General features: G+C 72.3%; 19 protein-coding genes. 18 read left to right on the forward strand and 1 reads right to left on the reverse strand.

Features of this window, described 5'->3' with window-relative positions:
* The first annotated feature begins 120 nt into the window (after positions 1-120).
* From HNR51_RS14650 to HNR51_RS14700, 11 genes are all read left to right on the forward strand, one after another.
* The gene (locus tag HNR51_RS14650) at positions 121-402 is read left to right on the forward strand and encodes a hypothetical protein (protein WP_012453162.1); all 282 of its coding nucleotides are present in this window, start codon (positions 121-123) and stop codon (positions 400-402) included.
* Complete coding sequence (locus tag HNR51_RS14655; RefSeq protein WP_182555410.1) at positions 395-1,048, forward strand: Rieske 2Fe-2S domain-containing protein; 654 nt, start codon at positions 395-397, stop codon at positions 1,046-1,048. Before HNR51_RS14650 ends, HNR51_RS14655 begins: the two co-directional genes overlap by 8 nt.
* On the forward strand, positions 1,045-1,686 hold the full coding sequence (locus HNR51_RS14660) for a glutathione S-transferase family protein (RefSeq protein WP_182555411.1): 642 nt from the start codon (positions 1,045-1,047) through the stop codon (positions 1,684-1,686). Before HNR51_RS14655 ends, HNR51_RS14660 begins: the two co-directional genes overlap by 4 nt.
* 18 nt (positions 1,687-1,704) lie before the next feature.
* Entirely contained in the window at positions 1,705-2,628 is a 924-nt protein-coding gene (locus tag HNR51_RS14665; RefSeq protein ID WP_012453159.1) for a LysR family transcriptional regulator, read from the forward strand.
* A gap of 103 nt (positions 2,629-2,731) precedes the next feature.
* Positions 2,732-3,232 (forward strand): thiamine pyrophosphate-binding protein, encoded by a 501-nt coding sequence (locus HNR51_RS14670; protein WP_012453158.1) that lies wholly within the window; start codon positions 2,732-2,734, stop codon positions 3,230-3,232.
* Positions 3,229-3,900, forward strand: a complete 672-nt coding sequence (locus HNR51_RS14675) for a thiamine pyrophosphate-dependent enzyme (protein WP_012453157.1) — start codon at positions 3,229-3,231, stop codon at positions 3,898-3,900. Before HNR51_RS14670 ends, HNR51_RS14675 begins: the two co-directional genes overlap by 4 nt.
* 1 nt (position 3,901) lies before the next feature.
* Entirely contained in the window at positions 3,902-5,458 is a 1,557-nt protein-coding gene (locus HNR51_RS14680; RefSeq protein WP_182555412.1) for a GMC family oxidoreductase, read from the forward strand.
* Between the two features lie 7 nt (positions 5,459-5,465).
* The gene (locus HNR51_RS14685; RefSeq protein WP_182555413.1) at positions 5,466-6,848 is read left to right on the forward strand and encodes an amidohydrolase family protein; all 1,383 of its coding nucleotides are present in this window, start codon (positions 5,466-5,468) and stop codon (positions 6,846-6,848) included.
* A gap of 13 nt (positions 6,849-6,861) precedes the next feature.
* The gene (locus HNR51_RS14690; protein WP_182555414.1) at positions 6,862-7,722 is read left to right on the forward strand and encodes an aromatic ring-hydroxylating oxygenase subunit alpha; all 861 of its coding nucleotides are present in this window, start codon (positions 6,862-6,864) and stop codon (positions 7,720-7,722) included.
* Between the two features lie 46 nt (positions 7,723-7,768).
* On the forward strand, positions 7,769-10,969 hold the full coding sequence (locus HNR51_RS14695) for a molybdopterin cofactor-binding domain-containing protein (protein WP_239681634.1): 3,201 nt from the start codon (positions 7,769-7,771) through the stop codon (positions 10,967-10,969).
* Positions 10,966-11,514 (forward strand): (2Fe-2S)-binding protein, encoded by a 549-nt coding sequence (locus HNR51_RS14700; RefSeq protein ID WP_182555415.1) that lies wholly within the window; start codon positions 10,966-10,968, stop codon positions 11,512-11,514. The genes HNR51_RS14695 and HNR51_RS14700 overlap by 4 nt, the downstream gene beginning before the upstream one ends.
* On the opposite strand, the gene HNR51_RS14705 is transcribed toward HNR51_RS14700, so the two are convergent.
* Positions 11,478-12,392, reverse strand: a complete 915-nt coding sequence (locus tag HNR51_RS14705) for a LysR family transcriptional regulator (protein ID WP_182555416.1) — start codon at positions 12,390-12,392, stop codon at positions 11,478-11,480. The genes HNR51_RS14700 and HNR51_RS14705 overlap by 37 nt on opposite strands.
* Positions 12,393-12,526: 134 nt before the next feature.
* On the opposite strand from HNR51_RS14705, the gene HNR51_RS14710 reads away from it, so the two are divergent.
* The 7 genes from HNR51_RS14710 (at position 12,527) to HNR51_RS14740 (ending at position 19,306) form a co-directional block, all read left to right on the forward strand.
* A complete protein-coding gene (locus tag HNR51_RS14710) occupies positions 12,527-13,414 on the forward strand; it encodes an NAD-dependent epimerase/dehydratase family protein (RefSeq protein WP_182555417.1) in 888 nt (295 codons plus the stop codon).
* 69 nt (positions 13,415-13,483) lie between these two features.
* Complete coding sequence (locus tag HNR51_RS14715) at positions 13,484-14,341, forward strand: SDR family NAD(P)-dependent oxidoreductase (RefSeq protein ID WP_182555418.1); 858 nt, start codon at positions 13,484-13,486, stop codon at positions 14,339-14,341.
* Entirely contained in the window at positions 14,338-15,042 is a 705-nt protein-coding gene (locus HNR51_RS14720) for a dihydrofolate reductase family protein (RefSeq protein WP_182555419.1), read from the forward strand. The genes HNR51_RS14715 and HNR51_RS14720 overlap by 4 nt, the downstream gene beginning before the upstream one ends.
* 311 nt (positions 15,043-15,353) lie before the next feature.
* Entirely contained in the window at positions 15,354-16,139 is a 786-nt protein-coding gene (locus tag HNR51_RS14725) for an SDR family NAD(P)-dependent oxidoreductase (RefSeq protein ID WP_012453147.1), read from the forward strand.
* A gap of 11 nt (positions 16,140-16,150) precedes the next feature.
* Positions 16,151-16,894: an SDR family oxidoreductase gene (locus HNR51_RS14730; protein WP_182555420.1), complete on the forward strand. Its 744-nt coding sequence runs from the start codon at positions 16,151-16,153 to the stop codon at positions 16,892-16,894.
* A 116-nt stretch (positions 16,895-17,010) separates the two neighbouring features.
* Positions 17,011-17,889: an alpha/beta fold hydrolase gene (locus tag HNR51_RS14735; RefSeq protein WP_182555421.1), complete on the forward strand. Its 879-nt coding sequence runs from the start codon at positions 17,011-17,013 to the stop codon at positions 17,887-17,889.
* A gap of 19 nt (positions 17,890-17,908) precedes the next feature.
* Positions 17,909-19,306 (forward strand): PQQ-dependent sugar dehydrogenase, encoded by a 1,398-nt coding sequence (locus HNR51_RS14740; RefSeq protein ID WP_182555422.1) that lies wholly within the window; start codon positions 17,909-17,911, stop codon positions 19,304-19,306.
* Positions 19,307-19,310 lie beyond the last annotated feature (4 nt).

Here is a 19,310-nt window from a genome sequence, read left to right on the forward strand (position 1 = left end):
CAACACCATCAGGACGCCCGATCCTTGGTTTGCGCGGACTTGCGCGGAGAACTGATGACGCCTTAAGCAGGGTCTCGGGGTGGCGCGAAACGAGGCATCGCGAGCCGGGAGGGCACGGCCATGGGTGGCGCGACCGTCATGACCTTCACCGGACGGTTCCGGCCCGAGAGCTTCCGGGCCTTCGCGGAGGACCGCGCCCGCCTGCTGGCCCTGGACTCGGCCTGGCGCGAGGCGGCGCCCGACCGGATGGTCGTCGCCGTCGCGGGCCAGCGCGACTTCATCGACGCCTTCGAGATGGCCTGCAGCCTCGGGCCCATGGATTGCCTCGTCCACGAGATCGAGCGGCGCGACACGGATTCGGCCGGGATCGCCACCTTCGAGCGGGAGCATGACGATGGATGAACCGGACGGGTGGTATGCGGTCGCGCTGGGCGCCGACATCGAGCCCTCGACCTCGGCGGGCACGCGCCTGTTCGGCCACGAACTCGTGGTCTGGCGCGACGCCGCGGGCGCCGTGCATGTCTGGGAGGATCGCTGCCCGCATCGCGGCATGCGCCTGAGCTTCGGCTTCGTGCGCGGCGATCACATCGCCTGCCTCTATCACGGCTGGCGCTACGACGCGGCCGGCCAGTGCCGCTTCATCCCGGCCCATCCGGATCTCGACGTGAGCCCGATGATCCGGACGCGGACCTATCCGTGCCGCGAGCGCGCCGGGCTGATCTGGGTCCGCTGGGGCGCGCCGGCCGACGCCCCCGAGACCGCGCCGGACGCTGCCGAGGCCGTCCCCGTCTCGCCCCTGCGCAGCCTCTACCTCGACGCGCCGGCCGCGCGCCTCGCCGTGGCGCTCGGCGGCGCCGGGTCCGACGGGCTGACCCGCATCGATCTCGACGGGTCGTCCGTCCTCGTCGCGGTGCAGCCCCTCGCCGCGGAGGCGAGCGCGGCGCATATCGTGGTGCCGGTCCCGCCCGATGCGCCGGCTGCCGACCTCGCCCGCCTCGCCGCCGCCTGCGTCGCCCTGCGCCGGAGCATCGAGGGAGCCGTGCCGTGAACCGTGCCGTGAACCTGCGCCTCTACGACTACGAACTCGATGAGAACGGCTACAAGGTCCGGCTCGCGCTCGGGGCGCTGGGGCTCGCTTGCGAGACCGTGGCGGTCGACATGGTCCCCGGCGCCGAGCAGACGCGCTCCCCCTTGATCGACCTGAACCCCCTCGGCACGCTCCCGATCCTCGTCGATGGCGCCACGGTGCTGCGGGAGGCCGAGGCGATCCTCGCCTACCTCGCGCGGCGCTACGATCCCGCCGGCACGTGGCTGCCGCAGGAGCCGGCGGCCTTCGGCGAAACCCTGATGTGGCTCGCCTTCGCCACGCGCGAACTGCACGCGGCCAGCCTCGCGCGGCGCGCCGCCCTGTTCGACCATCCCGGCGACGGGCCGGATCTGGAGAGGCGGGCGCGGGCGGCCTTCCGGATCATGGAGGACCATATCGTCCTGCGCGGGGTCTCGGGCGCGGACTGGTTCGCCGGGACGGGCCCGACCATCGCCGATCTCGCCCTGTTCCCCGCCTTCGCCCTCAGCCGGGATTTCGGGATCGACCACGAGGCCTATCCCGGCCTGCGCCGCTGGAGCCGCCGCGTCCGCGGCCTGCCGGGCTTCTGCACCATGCCCGGCATTCCCGACTATCACTGAGCGCCGGACGCAAGGCCCGTGGACCCGCACCGCCTCGGCCTCGTCTCGACGCGGCTGCACTATTTCCAGCTCGTCGCCCGCGCCGGCTCGATCCGGCAGGTCGCCCGCGCGCTCAACGTCGCGCCCTCGTCGATCAGCCGCGTGATCGTCCAACTCGAGGAGGATCTCGGCACCAAGCTGTTCGAGCGCGCCCGGCAGCGCCTGCGCCTGACCAGCGCGGGCGAACTCCTGCTCTACCGGGCGCGGCTGAGCCTGGGCGAACTGAGCCGGGCCTGCACCGAGGTGGGCGAGTTGCAGGGCCTGCACCGCGGCACCGTCACCGTCGCCCTCGTCGAGAGCGTCGCCCGCGGCCTGTTCCCGGCGGTGACCGGCGCGTTCTGGGAGCGGCATCCGGGCGTCGCGGTCGATGTCCAGGTGGTGCGCTCGACCGAGGCCGCCGCGGCGATCGCGGAGGGCGAGTGCGAGATCGCCCTCGGCTTCGACCTGCGCGCGCCGCGGGGGGCGCAGCGCCTCGCGGCGGCTTCGGTCCCGGTCGGGGCGCTGATGCGTCCGGAGCACCCGCTCGCGGGCCGCGAGGCCCTGCGGATGTTCGATCTGGCGCAGGAGGCGGTCATCCTCTCGGACACCAGCCTGACGCTGGGCGCGGCGATCGAGGAGGCCCTGGCCGACGCTTCCGCCCATGTCGGGCGGCGTGTCACCACCAACTCCATCGGGACGATGGTGGCGCTGGCGCGCGCGGGCGCCGGGATCTCGCTCCAGGCCCGGCTCGGTGTCGAGGCCGAGATCGCCGAGGGGCGCCTCGTCTTCGTGCCCCTGCGCGATCCGAAGCTGCGCCCGCGCCGGCTCGTGCTCGTGGCGCGCAACCGCGACCGGCTCTCGGAGGCGGGCGCGGCGCTCGCGGCGATGCTGGCCCGCGCCGTCGAGGGGCTGGCCGCGGCCTGACCGATGGTGTTGCGCAGGGCGCACCGGACCGGGCGAAAAACGGCGGCTATTCAGGACAGCGCCGGGCGTCGATCCTGCGGTCCATGATGGAGCCCGAGACCCCATGACGCCTGGAGCCGTCGACGCCGTGATCCGCGGCCTGAAGCGGGCGGGCGTCTCGATCGTCTGCTACCTGCCGGATTCCCTGTTCAAGGAGCTCTACCCGGCCCTCGACGCGGATCCGGACCTGCGCACCATCCCGGTCACCAACGAGGGCGAGGGCGCGGCGATCTGCGGCGGCGTCTTCCTCTCGGGCAAGCGCGCCGTGCTGGTGATGGAGAATTCGGGCCTGCGCGCCTCGGTCGAGCCGCTCGCCCGGATGGGGCTCGGCGCCGGCATCCCGGTGGTGATGCTGATGAGCTACCGGGGCGATCTCGGCGAGAACAATTGGTGGGCGATCCCGCACGGCATCACCATGGAGCCGGTGCTGCAGGCCCTGCGCATTCCCTACCGGGTGGTGCGCGAGGAAGAGGCCATCGAGACCGCCATCGCGGACGCCTACGCCTCGGCCTACGCCTCCTACTACCACGCGGCGGTGGCGCTCGGCGGGAGCATCGTGCGATGAGCCTCGAACCCCAAGCCTTCGAACCCCAAGCCTTCGAACCCCAAGACTCCGGCCCGTCGATGACGCGCTACGCCTGCATGCAGCGCCTCGCGGCGCGCCTGCGGGACGAACTCGTGATCCTGTCCCTCGGGGGCAGCGTGGACGAGTGGTACGACGCGGCGCCGCACATGCGCGCCGCCAGCCTGTTCCAGCAGCAGCTCGGCTGCGTCACGCCCCAGGCCTTCGGCCTCGCCGCCGGGCTGCCGCACCGGCGCATCGTCTCGCTCGACACCGACGGGGGGCTGCTGTTCAACCTCGGCATCCTCGCCACGCTGGGCAACGAGCAGCCGAAGAACCTGTTCGTCGTCGTCTGGGACAACCAGTGCTACCAGTCGATCGGCGGGCCGCCGACCCACACCGCCAAGGGCCGTGTCGACCTCGCGGCGATCGCCCGCGGCGCCGGCGTCGCGCACGCCTACACGGTCCACGACCTCGACGGCTTCGAGCGGCATTGCGCCGAGGGGCTCGCGGCCGAGGCCCCCTACCTCGTCGTCGCCAAGGTGGCCGGCACCGTCCAGCCCGGCATCCGGCGCAAGCACAGCGACGGGCGCGAGGACAAGTACATCTTCGTGCGCCACGTGGAGGCGAGCGAGGGCGTCACCATCATGGGCCCGAGCGAGCACAATTAAGATGCTGGCTGACGCCGCCGACGCGCTGGAGACCGCCTACGACGTGATCGTGGCCGGGGCGGGCACCGGCGGATGCGTCGTCGCGGGCCGGCTCGCGGCGGCGGGCTTCTCCGTCCTGCTGGTGGAGGCCGGCCCGTCGGACAGCGCCGACCCCGCCATCGCCGATGCCGGCGCCTGGGTCGGGCTCCTCGGCGGCGCTTACGACTGGGGCTACGCCTACGCGCCCGCCGCCGAGGTGGCCGGCCGCGCCATCGCGATCCCGCGCGGGCGGGTGCTCGGCGGATCGAGCAGCATCAACGCCATGCTGTGGAACCGGGGCCACCCTTCCGACTACGACGGCTGGGCCGCCGCCGGGGCGACGGGCTGGGATTTCGCGTCCGTGCTCCCGTACTTCAAGCGGGCGGAGGATTGGGAGGGGGGCGAGAGCCCCTTGCGCGGGGCAGGCGGGCCGCTGCGCATCGAGACGTCACACGATCCGCATCCCGTCGCGAGCGCCCTGATCGCGGCCGCGGCCGAATGCGGCATGCCGGTGCTGGCCGATGCCAACGGGCCGGACAATGCCGGGGCGGCGCTTGCCAACCTGAACAAGCGCGGGGCCCGGCGCTGGAGCGTGGTCGACGGCTATATCCGGCCGCTCGCGGGCGACCCGAACCTCACGGTCCTCACCGGGGCGACGGTGCTCGGCCTCCTTCTCTCCGGCTCCGTCTGCACCGGCCTGCGTCTCGGCCTCGCGGGCGGGGTCGTCGCGGTGCGCGCCCGCCACGAGGTGGTGCTGACGCTCGGCGCGATCGGAACGCCCGCGCTGCTGATGCGCTCCGGCATCGGCGATCCGGCCGATCTCGCCCGGCTCGGCCTCACCCCGCGCCTCGCGCTGCCGGGCGTCGGGCGGAACCTTCAGGACCATCCCCTGCTGAGGGGCATCAATTTCTCCGCCCGCGCGCCGCTGGGGCCGGTGCGCGACAACGGCGGCGGGGCGCAGCTCAACTGGTGCAGCCGGCCGGGCCTGCGCGCGCCCGACCTCCACGCCTTCGTGGTCCAGGGCCCCCATGCCGGCCCCGAGATCGCCGCCGACGCCGACCTCTCCGGCCCGGTCTTCGCCGTCTCGCCGGGGCTGATGGGCTCGACCAGTGTCGGCAGCCTGCGCCTGGAGAGCGCCGAACCGGACGGTCCGATCACGCTGCGGCCGAACTTTCTGGCCGAGCCCGCCGACCGCGCGGCGCTGGCCGGCGCCATCGACACGATCCTCGATCTCGCCGACACGGCCGCGTTCCGCGACCTCGGCGCCGTGCCGCTGACCCCGGCCCGAAGGCTCGGCCGAGCCGAGGCCGACGCCTTCGTGGCGCGGGCCTGCTCGACCTTCTTCCACACCTGCGGCACCTGCGCGATGGGCACCGGTCCGGCCGCCGTGGTCGATCCGGCCCTGAACCTGCATGGCGTGGCCGGCCTGCGCCTCGCCGACGCCTCGGTGATCCCGACGATCCCGACCGGCAACACGCAGGCCGCCGTGGTGATGATCGCCGAGCGCGCCGCCGACCTGATCCGCAATGCCGCAGGATGAGCCCGACATGAGTGCCGACCGCATCCTCGCCGCCGACCTCGTCCTGACGATGGACCCGGACAACCGCGTCCTCACCGACGGCGCGGTGCTGATCCAGGGGAGCCGGATCGGCGCGGTCGGGCCGCGCGAGGCCATCGCCGCCGCCCATCCCGGTGTGCCGGTCGTGCGCCTGCCCGACCGGCTGCTGATGCCGGGCCTCGTCAACGCGCACATGCATTCGGGCTTCCTGCGCGGCACCGCCGAGCACCTTCCGGTCTGGGATTGGCTGCGGCTGCACATCAACCCGATGCACCGGCTGCTGCGCCCCGAGGAGGCGGAGGCCGCCTCCTGGCTCTGCTACGCCGAGGGGCTTCTCTCCGGCAGCACGACGATGCTCGACATGTGGCGCTTCATGGAAGGAAGCGCGCGAGCCGCCGAGACGCTCGGCAACCGCCTCGTCTGCGTTCCTTACGTCGGCGCGCATCCCGACTACGATTACTTCGACCGCCTCGACGACAACGAGCGGCTGATCGAGAGCCGGCACCGCAGCGCGAACGGGCGCATCAACGTCTGGGTCGGGCTGGAGCACCTGTTCTACGCCGACGAGGCGGGGCAGCGCCGCGCCATCGAGATGGCGAAACGCCACCGCACCGGCTTCCACACCCATTGCAGCGAGGCCGAGGTCGAGGTCGCCGAGTTCGAGCGGCGCTACGGCTGTCGGGCGATGGTCGCCCTCGACCGTCTCGGCTTCTTCGAGACGCCGCACGCGCTCATCGCCCACGCGGTCTGGCTCGATGCCGCCGAGATCGAGCTGATCGCCGCCCGCGGGGTGGCGGTGGCGCACAACCCCGTCAGCAACATGAAGCTCGCCAGCGGCATCGCGCCGGTCGAGGCGATGCTGCGGGCCGGCGTTGCGGTCGGCCTCGGCACCGACGGCGAGAAGGAGAACAACAACCTCGACCTGTTCGAGGAGATGAAGGCCGCCTCGCTGCTGGGCAAGCTCAAGACCCTCGATGCGGCGGCCCTCGATTCCTGGGAGGCGCTGCGCATGGGAACGATCCTCGGCGCCAAGGCGCTCGGGCTCGAGGATGAGATCGGCTCGCTCGAACCGGGCAAGCGCGCCGACCTGATCGCGATCCGCACCGACACGCCGCGGATGACGCCGCTCTTCGGCGACGGGCCCTGGTTCAACCTCCAGCACAACCTCGTCCACGCGGTGCGGGGCTCGGATGTCGACCTGACCATGGTCGACGGCGTGGTCGTGGTCGAGGACGGGCGCCTCAAGACCGCCGACCTGCGCGCCCTGATCGATCACGTCCGCGGCCTCGCGCCCGGCCTGTTCGCGCGCCGCGCGGCCTGGCTCGCCGAGAACGAGACCGGCTCCGTCCAATGGACGGAGCCCGGCCGATGAGGGGAGCCTCCCGATGAAGACCGACGACCGGGTCGCCCTCGATGAATGGTACGCGGTCGAGACCGCGACGGCCGTGACGGCAACTCCCGTCGTCACGCGCCTCCTCGGCCAGGACATCGTCTGCGACCGGATGCCGGACGGCGCGCCGCGGGTGCGCGAACGCTTCGCCGACGGGTTCGGCCCGCCGCTTCCGGTGCGCGAGCGCTACGGTTGCCTCTGGACCACGCTGGGCCACCCCAACCGCGACGTGCTCGCGATCGCGGAAGCCGACGAGGCGGACCGCCGCCACGTTCCCTGCGGCTGGGTGAAGATGCGCACCTCCGGTCCGCGCGTGGTCGAGAACTTCCTCGACATGGCCCATTTCCCCTTCGTCCACACCGACATCCTCGGGGCTGAGCCGCATACCGAGGTGCCGGCCTACGCCTCCGAGATCCGCCGCGACGTGGACGAGGTCTGGGCGACGAATTGCAGCTTCTTCCAGCCCCGCATCGCCGCGACCGAGACGGAAGGCGACTTCGTCCGCCTCACCTACCGGGTGCCCTCGCCCTTCGTGGTGATGCTCTACCGGGTCTGCCCGAGCGCCCCGGACCGCCTCGACGCCATCGCCCTGTTCATCCAGCCGATGGAGGAGGAGCTGTGCCGGGCCCAGCCGGTGATGTACCTCGTGGATGCCTGCTCGACCCACACGGCGCTGCTGCACTTCGAGCAGACGATCTTCCTGCAGGACCGCATCATCGTCGAGAACCAGCGCCCGCTTCGGCTGCCGCTGGAGCCCCGCCACGAGATCCCGACGCGGGCCGACAAGTCCTCCGTGGTCTACCGGCGCTGGCTCAAGGAGAAGGGGCTTCGCTTCGGCACGGTGGGGCACGGATGACGCGCGCCCCCGAAGCCCGGCCCCGGCATGCGGGGCACGCCGCGGGATGGCGATCGACCGGGACGGCGCGGGCATGAGCGGGCCGGCCCTGCGCGTCGTGAGGCCGCGCGATGCCGCCGAGGCGCTCGAAGCCCTGTCGCGGCACGGCGGCGAGGCCCGGTTCGCCGCCGGCGCCACCGCGCTCCAGCTCGACTGGGCGGCGGGCGCGCCGCGTCCCGGCCTCCTCGTGGACCTCTCCGGTCTGCCGGATCTGCGCGGCATCGAGGCGGCGGGCGGCGATCTGCGCATCGGTGCGGCGACCCCGCTCGCGGCGATCGAGGCGGACCCGACCGTGGCGCGGCGCGCGCCCCTCCTGAGCCGGGCGGTGCGGACCGTCGCCGCCCCAGCGGTGCGCAGCCTGGCGAGCCTCGGCGGCAACGTGGCGGGACGGACGGGCTGCTGCCTGCCCGCCCTCCTCGCCCTCGACGCGGCCCTCGACATCCTGACGGCGGCGGGCCGGGAGCGGGTGGCGCTCGCCGACTGGCTCGGGCGGGCCCCCGACCCCGCCTGCCTCATCCTCGCCGTCACGCTCCCGCCGCAGCCGGCGGGATCGCCCGCGACCTTGCGCAAGGTGGGCCTGCGGGCGGCCTTCAGCCCGAGCGTCGTCGGCGTGGCCGGCCTGCTCGCCCTCGCTGGCGGCATCATCGGCGCGGCCCGCCTCGCGGTCGGCGGCGGCCCGGTGCGCCCGCAGCGTCTGCCCCGTTGCGAGGCACTCCTCGCGGGCCGGTCGCGGGACGCCGTCGACTGGGCGGGCCTCCACGCTGCGCTCCTGGCCGAGATCGATGCGCCGGACGATCGCCTGCGCAGCGCCCGCTACCGGCGTCTGGCGGCGGCCAACGCCCTCGTCGCCGGGCTCGGCGGGTTCGAAGCCCTTCCGGCCGGGGGAGCCCCGCGCAAAACCTTTCCCCGGCACCGGCCCGTCGGCGCAGGCGCCCCGGCGGGCGAGCGCGTGGTCGCGCGCGCGGCCGATCCGGCGGGATGGCACCGGCGCCCGGACATCGCCGACAAGGTTCACGGCCGGCTCGCCTATCTCACCGACGCGCGGGAGCCGGGCATGCTCGTCGGCCGCATCCTGCGCGCCGGCCGGCCGCATGCCCGCATCCTGGCGATCGACACCGCCGAGGCGGAGGCCCTGCCGGGAGTGGCCGCCGTGCTGACCCACCGCGACGTGCCGGGGCTCAACGCTTACGGGATCATGATGCAGGACCAGCCCGCCCTCTGCGGCGAGCGCGTGCGCTATGTCGGCGATGCGGTGGCGGCGGTGGCCGCCGTGGACGAGGCCACCGCCGAGGCCGCCCTTGCGCTGATCCGCGTCGCCTACGCGCCGCTGCCGGTCCTCGACAGCCCGGAGGCGGCGCTCGCCCCCGGCGCGCCCCCGCTGCATCCGGAGGGCAACCTGCGCCGCGAGGTCCGCGTCGCCCGCGGGGATGCCGAGGCGGCCTTCGCGGCCTGCGCCCACGTGGTCGAGGACACTTACGTGACGCCGCGGCAGATGCACGGCTTCCTCGAGACCGAGGGCGGCTGGGCGAGGGTCGAGGCCGACGGCAGCCTCACGATCCGCGTCGGCGGGCAGCACGGGGCCCGCGACCGGCTCCAGATCGCCCGCATCCTCGGCTGGCCGGAAGCGCGGATCCGGGTCGTCACCAGCCCCACCGGGGGCGCCTTCGGCGGCAAGGACGAACTGACCGTGCAGCCGGCGCTCGCGCTGCTCGCGGTGAGGACCGGGCGGCCGGTGCGGCTCCATCTCGGCCGGGCGGAATCGGTGGCGGCGGGCGTGAAGCGCAACCCGATGCGGATCCGCATGCGCACCGGCTGCGATGCCGAGGGCCGCCTGCTCGCCGTCTCCGTCGAACTGACCGCGGACGGGGGCGCCTACGCCTCCTTGAGCCCCGCAGTGATCGAGACGGCTTTGGAGCATTGCTGCGGGCCGTATGTCGTCCCGAACGTCGCGGGGGTCGCGCGGCTCGTGGCGAGCAACAACGGCACCTGCGGCGCGTTCCGCGGCTTCGGCGCCAACGAGATGACCTACGCGATCGAATGCCAGGTCGGGCGCCTCGCGGACGCCGTGGGCTGCGATCCCGTCGCGATGCGCCGCCGCAACCTGCGGGCGCCGGGCAGCCCCGGCTTCTTCGGCCAGCGGGTGGGACCGAGCGAGCGCCTCGCCGAGATGCTCGACGCCGCCGCGGCGAGCCCGCTCTGGTCCGCCGGAGCCGAACCGGCGCAGGCCGCGGTCGGCGTCGGCCTCGCGCTCAACTATCAGGGCAACGGCCTCGGCTCGTTGCCGGAGGACCGCGCCGCCGTCGAACTGCGCCTCGCCCCCGACGGTGCGATCGAGGCGCTCTACGGCCTCGACGAGATCGGCCAGGGGCTCCAGGCGGCGATCCGCAGCGCCGTCGCCGCCCGCCTCGGGGTGGCGCGCGCCGAGATCCGGCCCGTCATCGGCGATACCGGGCGCACTCCGGATTCCGGCTCCACCACCGCCTCGCGCGGCACCTTCGTGGTCTGGGAGGGCGCCCGGCGCGCCGCGCCCGCCTTCGTCCGCGCCCTCCTCGACGCGGCGGCGCATCGCCTCGGCCGGTCGGCGGCGGATCTGGCGCTCGGCCCCGGCGGCATCCGCGAGGCGCGCTCGAACAGCGGGCGTCCGCTCCTCGGCCTCGCCGACCTCGCCGCCGACCTCGCCCCCGAGGCCCTGCCGCGGTCGCGTGCCGCCTTCGAATTTCCCAAGGCCGACTACGTGGCGGGCAATGCCCGCTACCTCTTCGCCTTCGGCGCGACCCTGGCCCGCGTCGCCGTGGACCGCGTCACGGGGCAGGTCCGCGTGCTCGACCTCCACCAGCACACCGCCGCCGGCCCGGTGCTCGATACCGCCGCCTATCTCGGCCAGATCGAGGGCGGCGGCGTGCAGGGGCTCGGATTTACCCTCACCGAGGATGCCCCGATGGAGGCGGGACGCTACGCGGCCTCGAACCTCGACGGCTACCTGATGCCCACCATCGCCGACGCGCCGGAGCGCAGCCGCATCCTCGCCCTGGAGGCGCTCGATCCGGGCGACCCCTACGGCCCGCGCGGAATCGGCGAACTCGGCATCGGCGCGGTGACCCCGGCCATCGCGGCGGCGGTGGCCGACGCCATCGGCCACTGGCCCTGCGCCGCCCCCTTCTCGCCCGAGGCTCTCCTGCAGGCGCTCTCCGACGGAGCGGCGGCGTGAGCGCGCCGCGCTTCCGCCTGAACGGGCAAGACGGGATCCTGCCCGGCGCCCTGCCCGGCGATCCCGCCCGCAGCCTCCTCGACATCCTGCGCGAGGATCACGGGCTCATGGCGGCCAAGCCCGGTTGCCGGATCGGGCGCTGCGGCGCCTGCACGGTCCTGATGGACGGGCGGCCCGTCAACGCCTGCCTCGTCATGGCCTACCGCCTGGACGGGGCCGAGATCCTGACCGCGGACCACGCCGAGGCGGGCGAGGCGGTCGCCATCGTGCGCGCCGCCCTCATCGACGAGAACGCGTTCCAGTGCGGCTACTGCGCACCGGGCTTCGTCCTCGCCCTGGCCGCCCTGTTCGACCGCGCGCCGGAGGCCGACGAGGCGGAGATCCGGGCGGCGCTCGCCGGCAATCTCTGCCGCTGCACGGGATATGCCTCGATCCTGCGCGGGGCGCTGACCGCGCGGGATCGGTTGCGCGCCGCACGGGAGCCGGCCTCCCTGGAAGGGCTCGGGGCTCAGGATAGCCCCGGACCGGCGTGTTCACGCAGGTAGGCGATCAGCGCCCGAAGGGCTTGAGGCACCTGGCGGCGGCTTGAATAGTAGACGTGAAAGCCCGGACCGGGGGAACTCCATTCCGGCAGGACTTCCCGCAGGGTGCCGGCCGCCAGCTGCCGTGCGACCAAGCCCTCCTGGCAATAGGTGATCCCGCCGTCCGTCTCGGCCATCGCCACCGCGAGCGCCGTCTCGCTCAGCACGACGGACCACGCGACGTCGACGACGCGATGCTCCGCCCCGCGCTCCACTTCCCAATGGTAGATCGCGCCGGTGCCCATTCGCAGACCGATGCAACGGTGGGCCGCCAAGTCGGACGGGTGCTCCAGGGGAGGGGCCTTCTCGAGGTAGCCCGGGGAGGCCACCATGATCCATCGGATGTCACCCCCGATGGGAACCGCGATCATCTCCTCGGGGACGCGCCCTCCGAAGCGGATCCCCGCATCGAAGCCCTGCCCGACGATGTCGACGAAGTCGTCCTGGACCACGACCTCCAACCGCACGTCCGGGTAAGCGGCGAGGAAGCCCGACAGGGCCGGGCCGAGCACCAGGCGGGCGGCATCGGTCAACACGTTGAGCCTGAGACGACCCGCCGGTTTCCCCCGGTACCGGTTGAGCGCCTCCAGACCCTCCTCGATCTCACCGAACCCGGCCTCCAACCGGGTGAGCAGATCGGCGCCGGCTTCCGTCAGGGTGACGGCGCGGTTGGTCCGGTTGAACAGCCGCACGCCGATCCGGGTCTCCAGCCCCCGCAGGGCGTGGCTCAGCGCGGACGGCGAGACGTCGAGTTCGAGGGCGGCGCGCCGGAAGCCGCCGGCCCGGGCGATCACGCGGAACAGGTTGAGGTCGCCCAGATCACCCCGGGTCAGTCCAGTCACGATCGCCGTTCCCGCTTCGGTGTTGAGTTCTGCTGAACGCTACGGTGAGTTTCAGGGCGGCACAAGCGCGCTCGGGCGTGGTTAGCTGTCCGCAAGGCCGAACGCCGGCATCCATCGACAACCGAGACTGAGACATGCCCGGAGACAGCAAGCGCATCGCCGTGACCGGAGGCCACGGGAAGGTCGGCAAGGTCCTCGTGCCCTACCTGAAGGATAAGGGTTACGACGTCTTCGTGATCGACCGCGACGCCCCGTCCGACCCGGACGAACTGGCGATGGTCGCGGACCTGACCGATTTCGGTCAGACGCTCGATGCCCTCTCGTCCGTCGGCGAGGACACCTACGCCCGTGCGGAGCCCCGAGCCTTCGACGTCGTCGTCCACCTCGCCAGCATTCCGCACCCGCGCATGCTGCCGGACAGCGACGAGTTCCGGCTCAACATGATGGCGACCTACAACGTGTTCGAGGCGGCGCGGCGCCTCGGCATCAAGGACATCGTCTGGGCGGCCAGCGAGGTCGGCATCGGGGTGCCCTTCGACAAGACCGACGTCCCCTATGTCCCGGTGGACGAGGATTACCCGATGCGCGGCTACAACGTGTACGCGCTGACCAAGGTGCTGGGCGAGGAGATGGCGCGCCAGTTCTGCCTCAACGACCCGGAGATGCGGATCACCTGCCTGCGGCTGTCCAACGTCATGGACCCGGAGGAATATGCCAAGTTCGAGGGCTGGCAGGACGATCCGACCCGGCGCCTCTGGAACCTGTGGACCTACATCGACAACCGCGACGCCGCCCAGGGCATCGAATGCGCGGTCCGCTACGACGTGCGGGGCAAGGACGCGTTCCTCATCACCAACGACGAGACGGTGATGCGCAGGCCGACCGCGGAACTCCTCGATCGCTACTACCCGCAGGCCGAGCGGAAAAAGGCGTTCACCGGCAACGAGGTGATCCTCTCGAACGCGAAGGCCAAGCGCGTGCTCGGCTTCAAGCCTGTCCACCGCTGGACCGACCCGGCCTGACGCCCGCGATACCCCTTCCGGGCCGACACCCCCACCACTCCTGCGACTGTCTTTCGGAGGATAAGCACCATGGCGGAACCAGACGGGACCCATCTCTTCACGGGCGGCGGAACGGCCGTCGTCACCGGCGCGGCGAGCGGGATCGGCCGCGCCGCCGCGCAGGCCTTCGCGGCACGCGGCATGCGCGTGGTCCTGGCCGACCTGCCCGGCGAGGCGCTGGAGCGGGCGCGGTCCGAACTCGAACGATCCGGCGCCTCGGTCCGGGCGGTGCCCACCGATGTCGGTGACGGCGCCGCAATGGAGGCGCTGGCGGAGGCGGCCTCGGCGGAGGGGCCGCCGAGCCTCGTGATGCTGAATGCCGGCATCGAGGCCGGCGGCCGGATCTTCGCCGACGAGGCGACGTGGCGGCGCATCCTCGACGTCAACCTGTGGGGGGTGATCCACGGCATCCGTGCCTTCGCCCCCCGCCTGATCGCCGCCGGACGAGCGGGGGCGATCATCGTCACGGGATCGAAGCAGGGGATCACCACGCCGCCGGGCAACACGCCCTACAACGTCTCCAAGGCGGGCGTGAAGGCCGCGACGGAGGCTCTGGCGCACGAGCTGCGCGGAAGCGGCGCGCCGGTCACCGCGCACCTGTTCATCCCCGGCTTCGTCTATACCGGGCTCGCCCGGGCGCGCGGCATTGCGGAGAAGCCCGCGGGCGCGTGGACGCCGGAGGAGACCGTCGCCTTCATGATGGAACGCGTGGCGGCCGGCGACTTCTACGTCCTCTGCCCCGACAACGAGACCACCCGGGCACAGGACGAGCGGCGCATCGCCTGGGCCGCGGGCGACATCATCGAGAACCGTCCGGCGCTGTCGCGCTGGCATCCGGAGTGGAAGGCCCGGTTCGACGCCTTCGCCGCGAAGGGAGCCGACCGATGAGGCCCTACGTGATCTGTCACATGATGGGGCCCCTCGACGGCGAACTCCTCGTCGACCGCTGGAGCCCGTCGACGGGGCGCCCGGCCGAGGCGCTGATCGCGGAATACGACCGCGTGCACGAGGCGCTGGAGGGGGACGCCTGGATCGCCGGGCGGGCCGTGGGCGCGGAATTCGCCGAGGGGCAGCCGCACCCTCCGGAGCCCGTGCCGGCGGTGGAACGGCCCCTCCACGTCGCGCGGGCGGGAGCCGAGGAATACGCGGTCCTGATCGACCCGCACGGCAAGCTGCACTGGACCGGGCCGGAGACCTACGGGGCGCCCCTCGTCATGGTTCTCGGCAGGGACGTCCCCGACGCGCATCTCGCCGAACTCGCCGCCGACGGCATCTCCTACATCGTGTCGGAACAGCCGGAGATCGATCTGGGGCGAACGCTCGAGGCCCTGTCCGCGAATTTCGGCGTCCGCCGGCTGATCCTGGAGGGCGGCGCCCATACCAACGCCGCCTTCCTGAAGGCCGGCTTGGTGGATGAGATCAGCCTCGTGCTGTTCCCGGCCATCGGCGGCCATTCGGGAAGCCAGACCCTGTTCGAGGCCGGCGAGGACGGCTTGGCCGATCGGGTCCGGCTGAGCCTCGTCTCCGCGGAGGTCCGTCAGGCGGGCGCCGTCGCGCTCCGGTACCGCGTCGCCTACCCGTCGGCTTAGACGGATCGCAAAGGGTTCGGACCCGAGCCGCCGCACGCGCCGCCCGAGGACAGGCCGCGCGTCCCTCGAACGCGGTCGCCAAGTTCCCTCGCAGGGATCCGATGCCCCTGGCGAGGTGAGTGCACCTCAACTCGCCGTGCACTTCAGGTCAACGGATTCGAGGCAGCCAACCGCCTTCGACTTCGTTAGGTCCTCGACGCCGCAGAAATCAACCAGCGCGCGTGCTGCGATCACGGGAGGGATCTCTCCGTGCGGGCACGCCTGCGCCGGGCTCAACTTGCAATCCAACGTGTCATCCAAGGAGTGAGATCATGACGACGCAACGCCCCCTCGCCCTCGTCACCGGCGGTTCGTCCGGCATCGGTTTCGAGCTTGCCAAGCAGTTCGCCCAGAACGGCTTCGACGTCGCCATCTCAGGGTCCAGCGACAAGGTATTCTCCGCCGCCGACGCCCTGCGCGGACTCGGCGTCGAGGCCTACCCGCACAAGGCCGACGCCGCGACCTATGACGGGGTCGAGGGCTTCTGGACCTTCGTGACCGAACTCGGCAGGCCGGTGGAGGCCGCGGCGCTCAATGTCGGCATCGGCCAGGGCGGCGCCTTCGTCGACAACACGCTCGAGGCCGAATTCCGGCTCATCGCCATCAACATCACCGGCACCGTGCATCTCGCCAAGCGGGTCGTGCAGCACATGGTCCCGAAGGGACGGGGCCGCATCCTGATCACGTCCTCGGTCTCGGCCACCCTGCCGACGCCCTACGAGACCGTCTACGGCCCCTCGAAGGCGTTCGGCTTCATGTTCGCCGAGAGCCTGCGCGAGGAACTCCGGGGGACCGGCGTGACCGTGACGGCGCTGCTGCCCGGCGCCACCGACAGCCAGTTCCACAAGAATGCCGGCATGGCGAGCAGCGCCATCGACCAGGGCAAGAAGAACGACAAGACCGAGGTCGCCCGGCAGGGCTTCGAGGCGCTGATGAACGATGTCGATCACGTCGTCGGCGGCGACGAGGAGACCAAGCAGACGGTGGTCGACAACCGCGTCACGCCCGAGCCGGTGAAGGCCGCGCGCCATGCCGAGAAGACCAGGCTTCGGGCCTGAGGAGCCTCGCGATGAGCCATCTCACCGATGCGGTGACGATCGTCACCGGCGCCTCCTCCGGCATCGGCGCCGCCACCGCCAAGCGGCTCGCGGCCTCGGGCGCCAGGGTCGTCCTGGCCGCCCGCAACGAGGAGACGCTGTGCGCTCTGGTCTCCGACATCGCGGAGGCCGGAGGGACGGCCGTCTACCGGGTCACCGACGTCACCGAGCCGGCCGATCTCAGGGCGCTGGTCGCCCTGGCCGAGGAGACCTACGGCCCCGTCGACATCCTGGTGAACAATGCCGGGCTGATGCTCTTCTCCGCCTGGAAGGACACGGCGCTCGACGACTGGGACAAGATGATCGACACCAATCTGCGCGGCTACCTCTACGCCATCGCGGCCGTGCTGCCGTCGATGCTGGAGCGGAAGTCCGGGCGGATCCTGAACCTCAGCTCGGTGGCCGGCATCCATGCCGGCGACGGCGCTGGGGTCTACAGCGCCACCAAGTTCTTCGTCCGGGGCATCACGGAGAGCCTGCGCAAGGAGGTCGGCGTCGGCAGCGGCCTCCAAGTGTCGATGGTCAGCCCCGGCGTGATCGACACGGGCTGGGCCGACAAGGTCACCGACGCCGACGGACGCAGGGCGGCGACCGCGCTGAACAAGGACGCCATCCCGCCCGAAGCCATCGCCGACGCGGTGGCCTACGCCCTCGACCAGCCCGCGAGCGTGACGGTCAACGACATCGTCGTCCATCCCACCAAGCAGGATTGGTGACGCGTCCGCTCCGGCGGAAGCCGGGGCGGGATTCTCCCGACCGCGGCGGGGCCGAAGGGCCGCGCCCCTCAAGGCCCGAGGCCGATATCCCGCAACGATCTGAACGGAGGAGCGACATGCGCGAGACCTGGGACGACGTCGAGATCGAATGGGGCTCCGCCGAGGTCGAGCCCGGCCTCCGCATTCACTACGGAGTCGCCGGGACGGGCGAGCGCACGGTGCTGCTCGTTCACGGCTATCCGGAGACGGCCTATGCCTGGCGCCGGGTGGTTCCCCGGCTCGTCGCGGCGGGTCTGCGCGTCGTGCTGCCCGATTATCGCGGCGCGGGCGGCTCCTCGAAGCCGCCCGGCGGCTACGACAAGCACAGCATGGCCGGCGACCTGCACGCGCTTCTCGACGACCATCTCGGGCTCACCGGGCCTGTGACGGTCGTCGGGCACGACATCGGGATGATGGTGGCCTACGCCTTCGCCCGCCGGTTTCCGGCCCGGACCGAACGTCTCGTGGTGATGGAGGCGCCCCTGCCGGGCACCGCGGCCTACGCGGAGAGCCTGCGCAATACGGACCGGCTCTGGCACTTCCAGTTCCACCGGGCGCCCGACCTGCCCGAACTCCTCACCGCCGGGCGCGAGCAGCTCTACCTGGAGCGCTTCTACCAGGATCTCGCCTTCGACACCGAGGCCATCGGCCTGGAGGCGGTCGCGCGCTACGTGCGCGCCTTCTCGCGTCCCGGCGCGATGCGGGCGGGGTTCGAGGTCTATCGCGCCTTCCCGGCCGATGCCGAGCGCAACCGCGCCGATCTGGATCGGGACGGGAAACTGAAGGTCCCGGTGCTGGCGCTCGCCGGCGCGCACAGCGCCTTCGCGCCCATGACCGAGGGCATGATGCGCGAGGTCGCCGACGACGTGACCTTCCGGATCATCGATCGGGCCAACCATTGGGTGCCCGAGGAGAACGCCGCGGCGCTCGCTTCCGCCATCACGGCCTTTCTGTAACGCATCGGACGTCGCACCCATGAAGCCCAGCCTGATTCTCGCCGCCCTCCTCACGGGGACGACGCTCGTCCAGACCGCCGAGCGAGCCAAGGCGGAGGGGCCGAAGACCGAACAGCAGCCCCGCCCGTGGTCGGAGCGCCCACCGGTCGATCCCGCCCTCGTGGTCGAGAAGGCGAGCCGGGAGCCCTTCACCGAGGCGAACGACATCCCCCTCTTCCCCGGTCTGCCGCCCACGGCGCCGGTGCAGCGTCAGCCGACGCCCCGGGAGGTGCCGCCCGAGGGTCAGGTTCTGGAACAGCGCCCGGCGGTGAACCCCACCCAGCCGCCGGCCTTTCCCAGCCAGACCCGCGCCGTCGCGGTGCGCACGGCGACGCCCATCGAGGAGAGGGTCGTCGCAAGCGGCCTCTCGCATCCCTGGTCGCTCGCCTTTCTGCCGGACGGACGCATGCTCGTCACGGAGAAGAGCGGGACCCTGCGCATCGTCACCCCACAGGGCGAGGTCTCCGCGCCCGTCGGCAACGTGCCGCCGGTGCTGTTTGCCGGCGATTGCGGCCTGCTCGCGGTGCTCGTCGATCCGGATTTCGCCACCAACCGGCTGATCTACCTGTCCTTCGTCGGCTACCGGCCCAAGGGGCACGCGCTGATGGTGGTCCGGGGCCGCCTGTCCGACGACGACGGCGCCATCGAAGGGATCACCCAACTCCTCACCCTGCCGGCGCATACGGGCATCAACCATTACGCGGGCGGCATGGTCCTCGGCCATGACGGCACGCTCTATCTCGGCACCTCGGAGTGGATCTCCGACGAGACGCGCATCGCCGCGCAACTGCCGGCCTCGCCCATGGGCAAGATCCTGCGCATCAACCGCGACGGGTCGATCCCGCCTGACAACCCCTACGTCAATGTCAGCGGGGCCGAGCCGCGGGTCTGGTCGATCGGCCACCGCGACCCCGAGGGCCTGACGCTCGACCCGAAGACCGGCGGCCTCTGGATCAGCGACCATGGACCGCAAGGCGGCGACGAGATCGACCGCGTCGAGCCCGGCCACAATTACGGCTGGCCCCTGGTGGCCTACGGCAAGCGCTACGACGGCGGCCTGCTCGGCGGCGGCCGCACCCAGTTTCCCGGCACCGAGCAGCCGGCCTATTACTGGGACCCCGCCATCGCCCCGGCCGGCATCACGTTCTACACGGGCGAGCGCGTGCCGGAATGGCAGGGCAACCTCTTCGTGTCCGCCCTCGGCGGCCGGCATCTCGCGCGCCTCGTCCTCGTGGACGGCAAGGTGACCGGCGAGGAACGCCTGCTGCTCTCCCACAACCAGCGTGTCCGCGACGTCAAGCAGGCCCCGGACGGGACCCTCTGGGTGCTCACCGACGACGCGGACGGTCGCCTGATCCGGCTGGCGCCCCGCGGTTGAGGGC

Source organism: Methylorubrum thiocyanatum (genome assembly GCA_014138645.1).
Classification (GTDB): Bacteria; Pseudomonadota; Alphaproteobacteria; order Rhizobiales; family Beijerinckiaceae; genus Methylobacterium; species Methylobacterium thiocyanatum.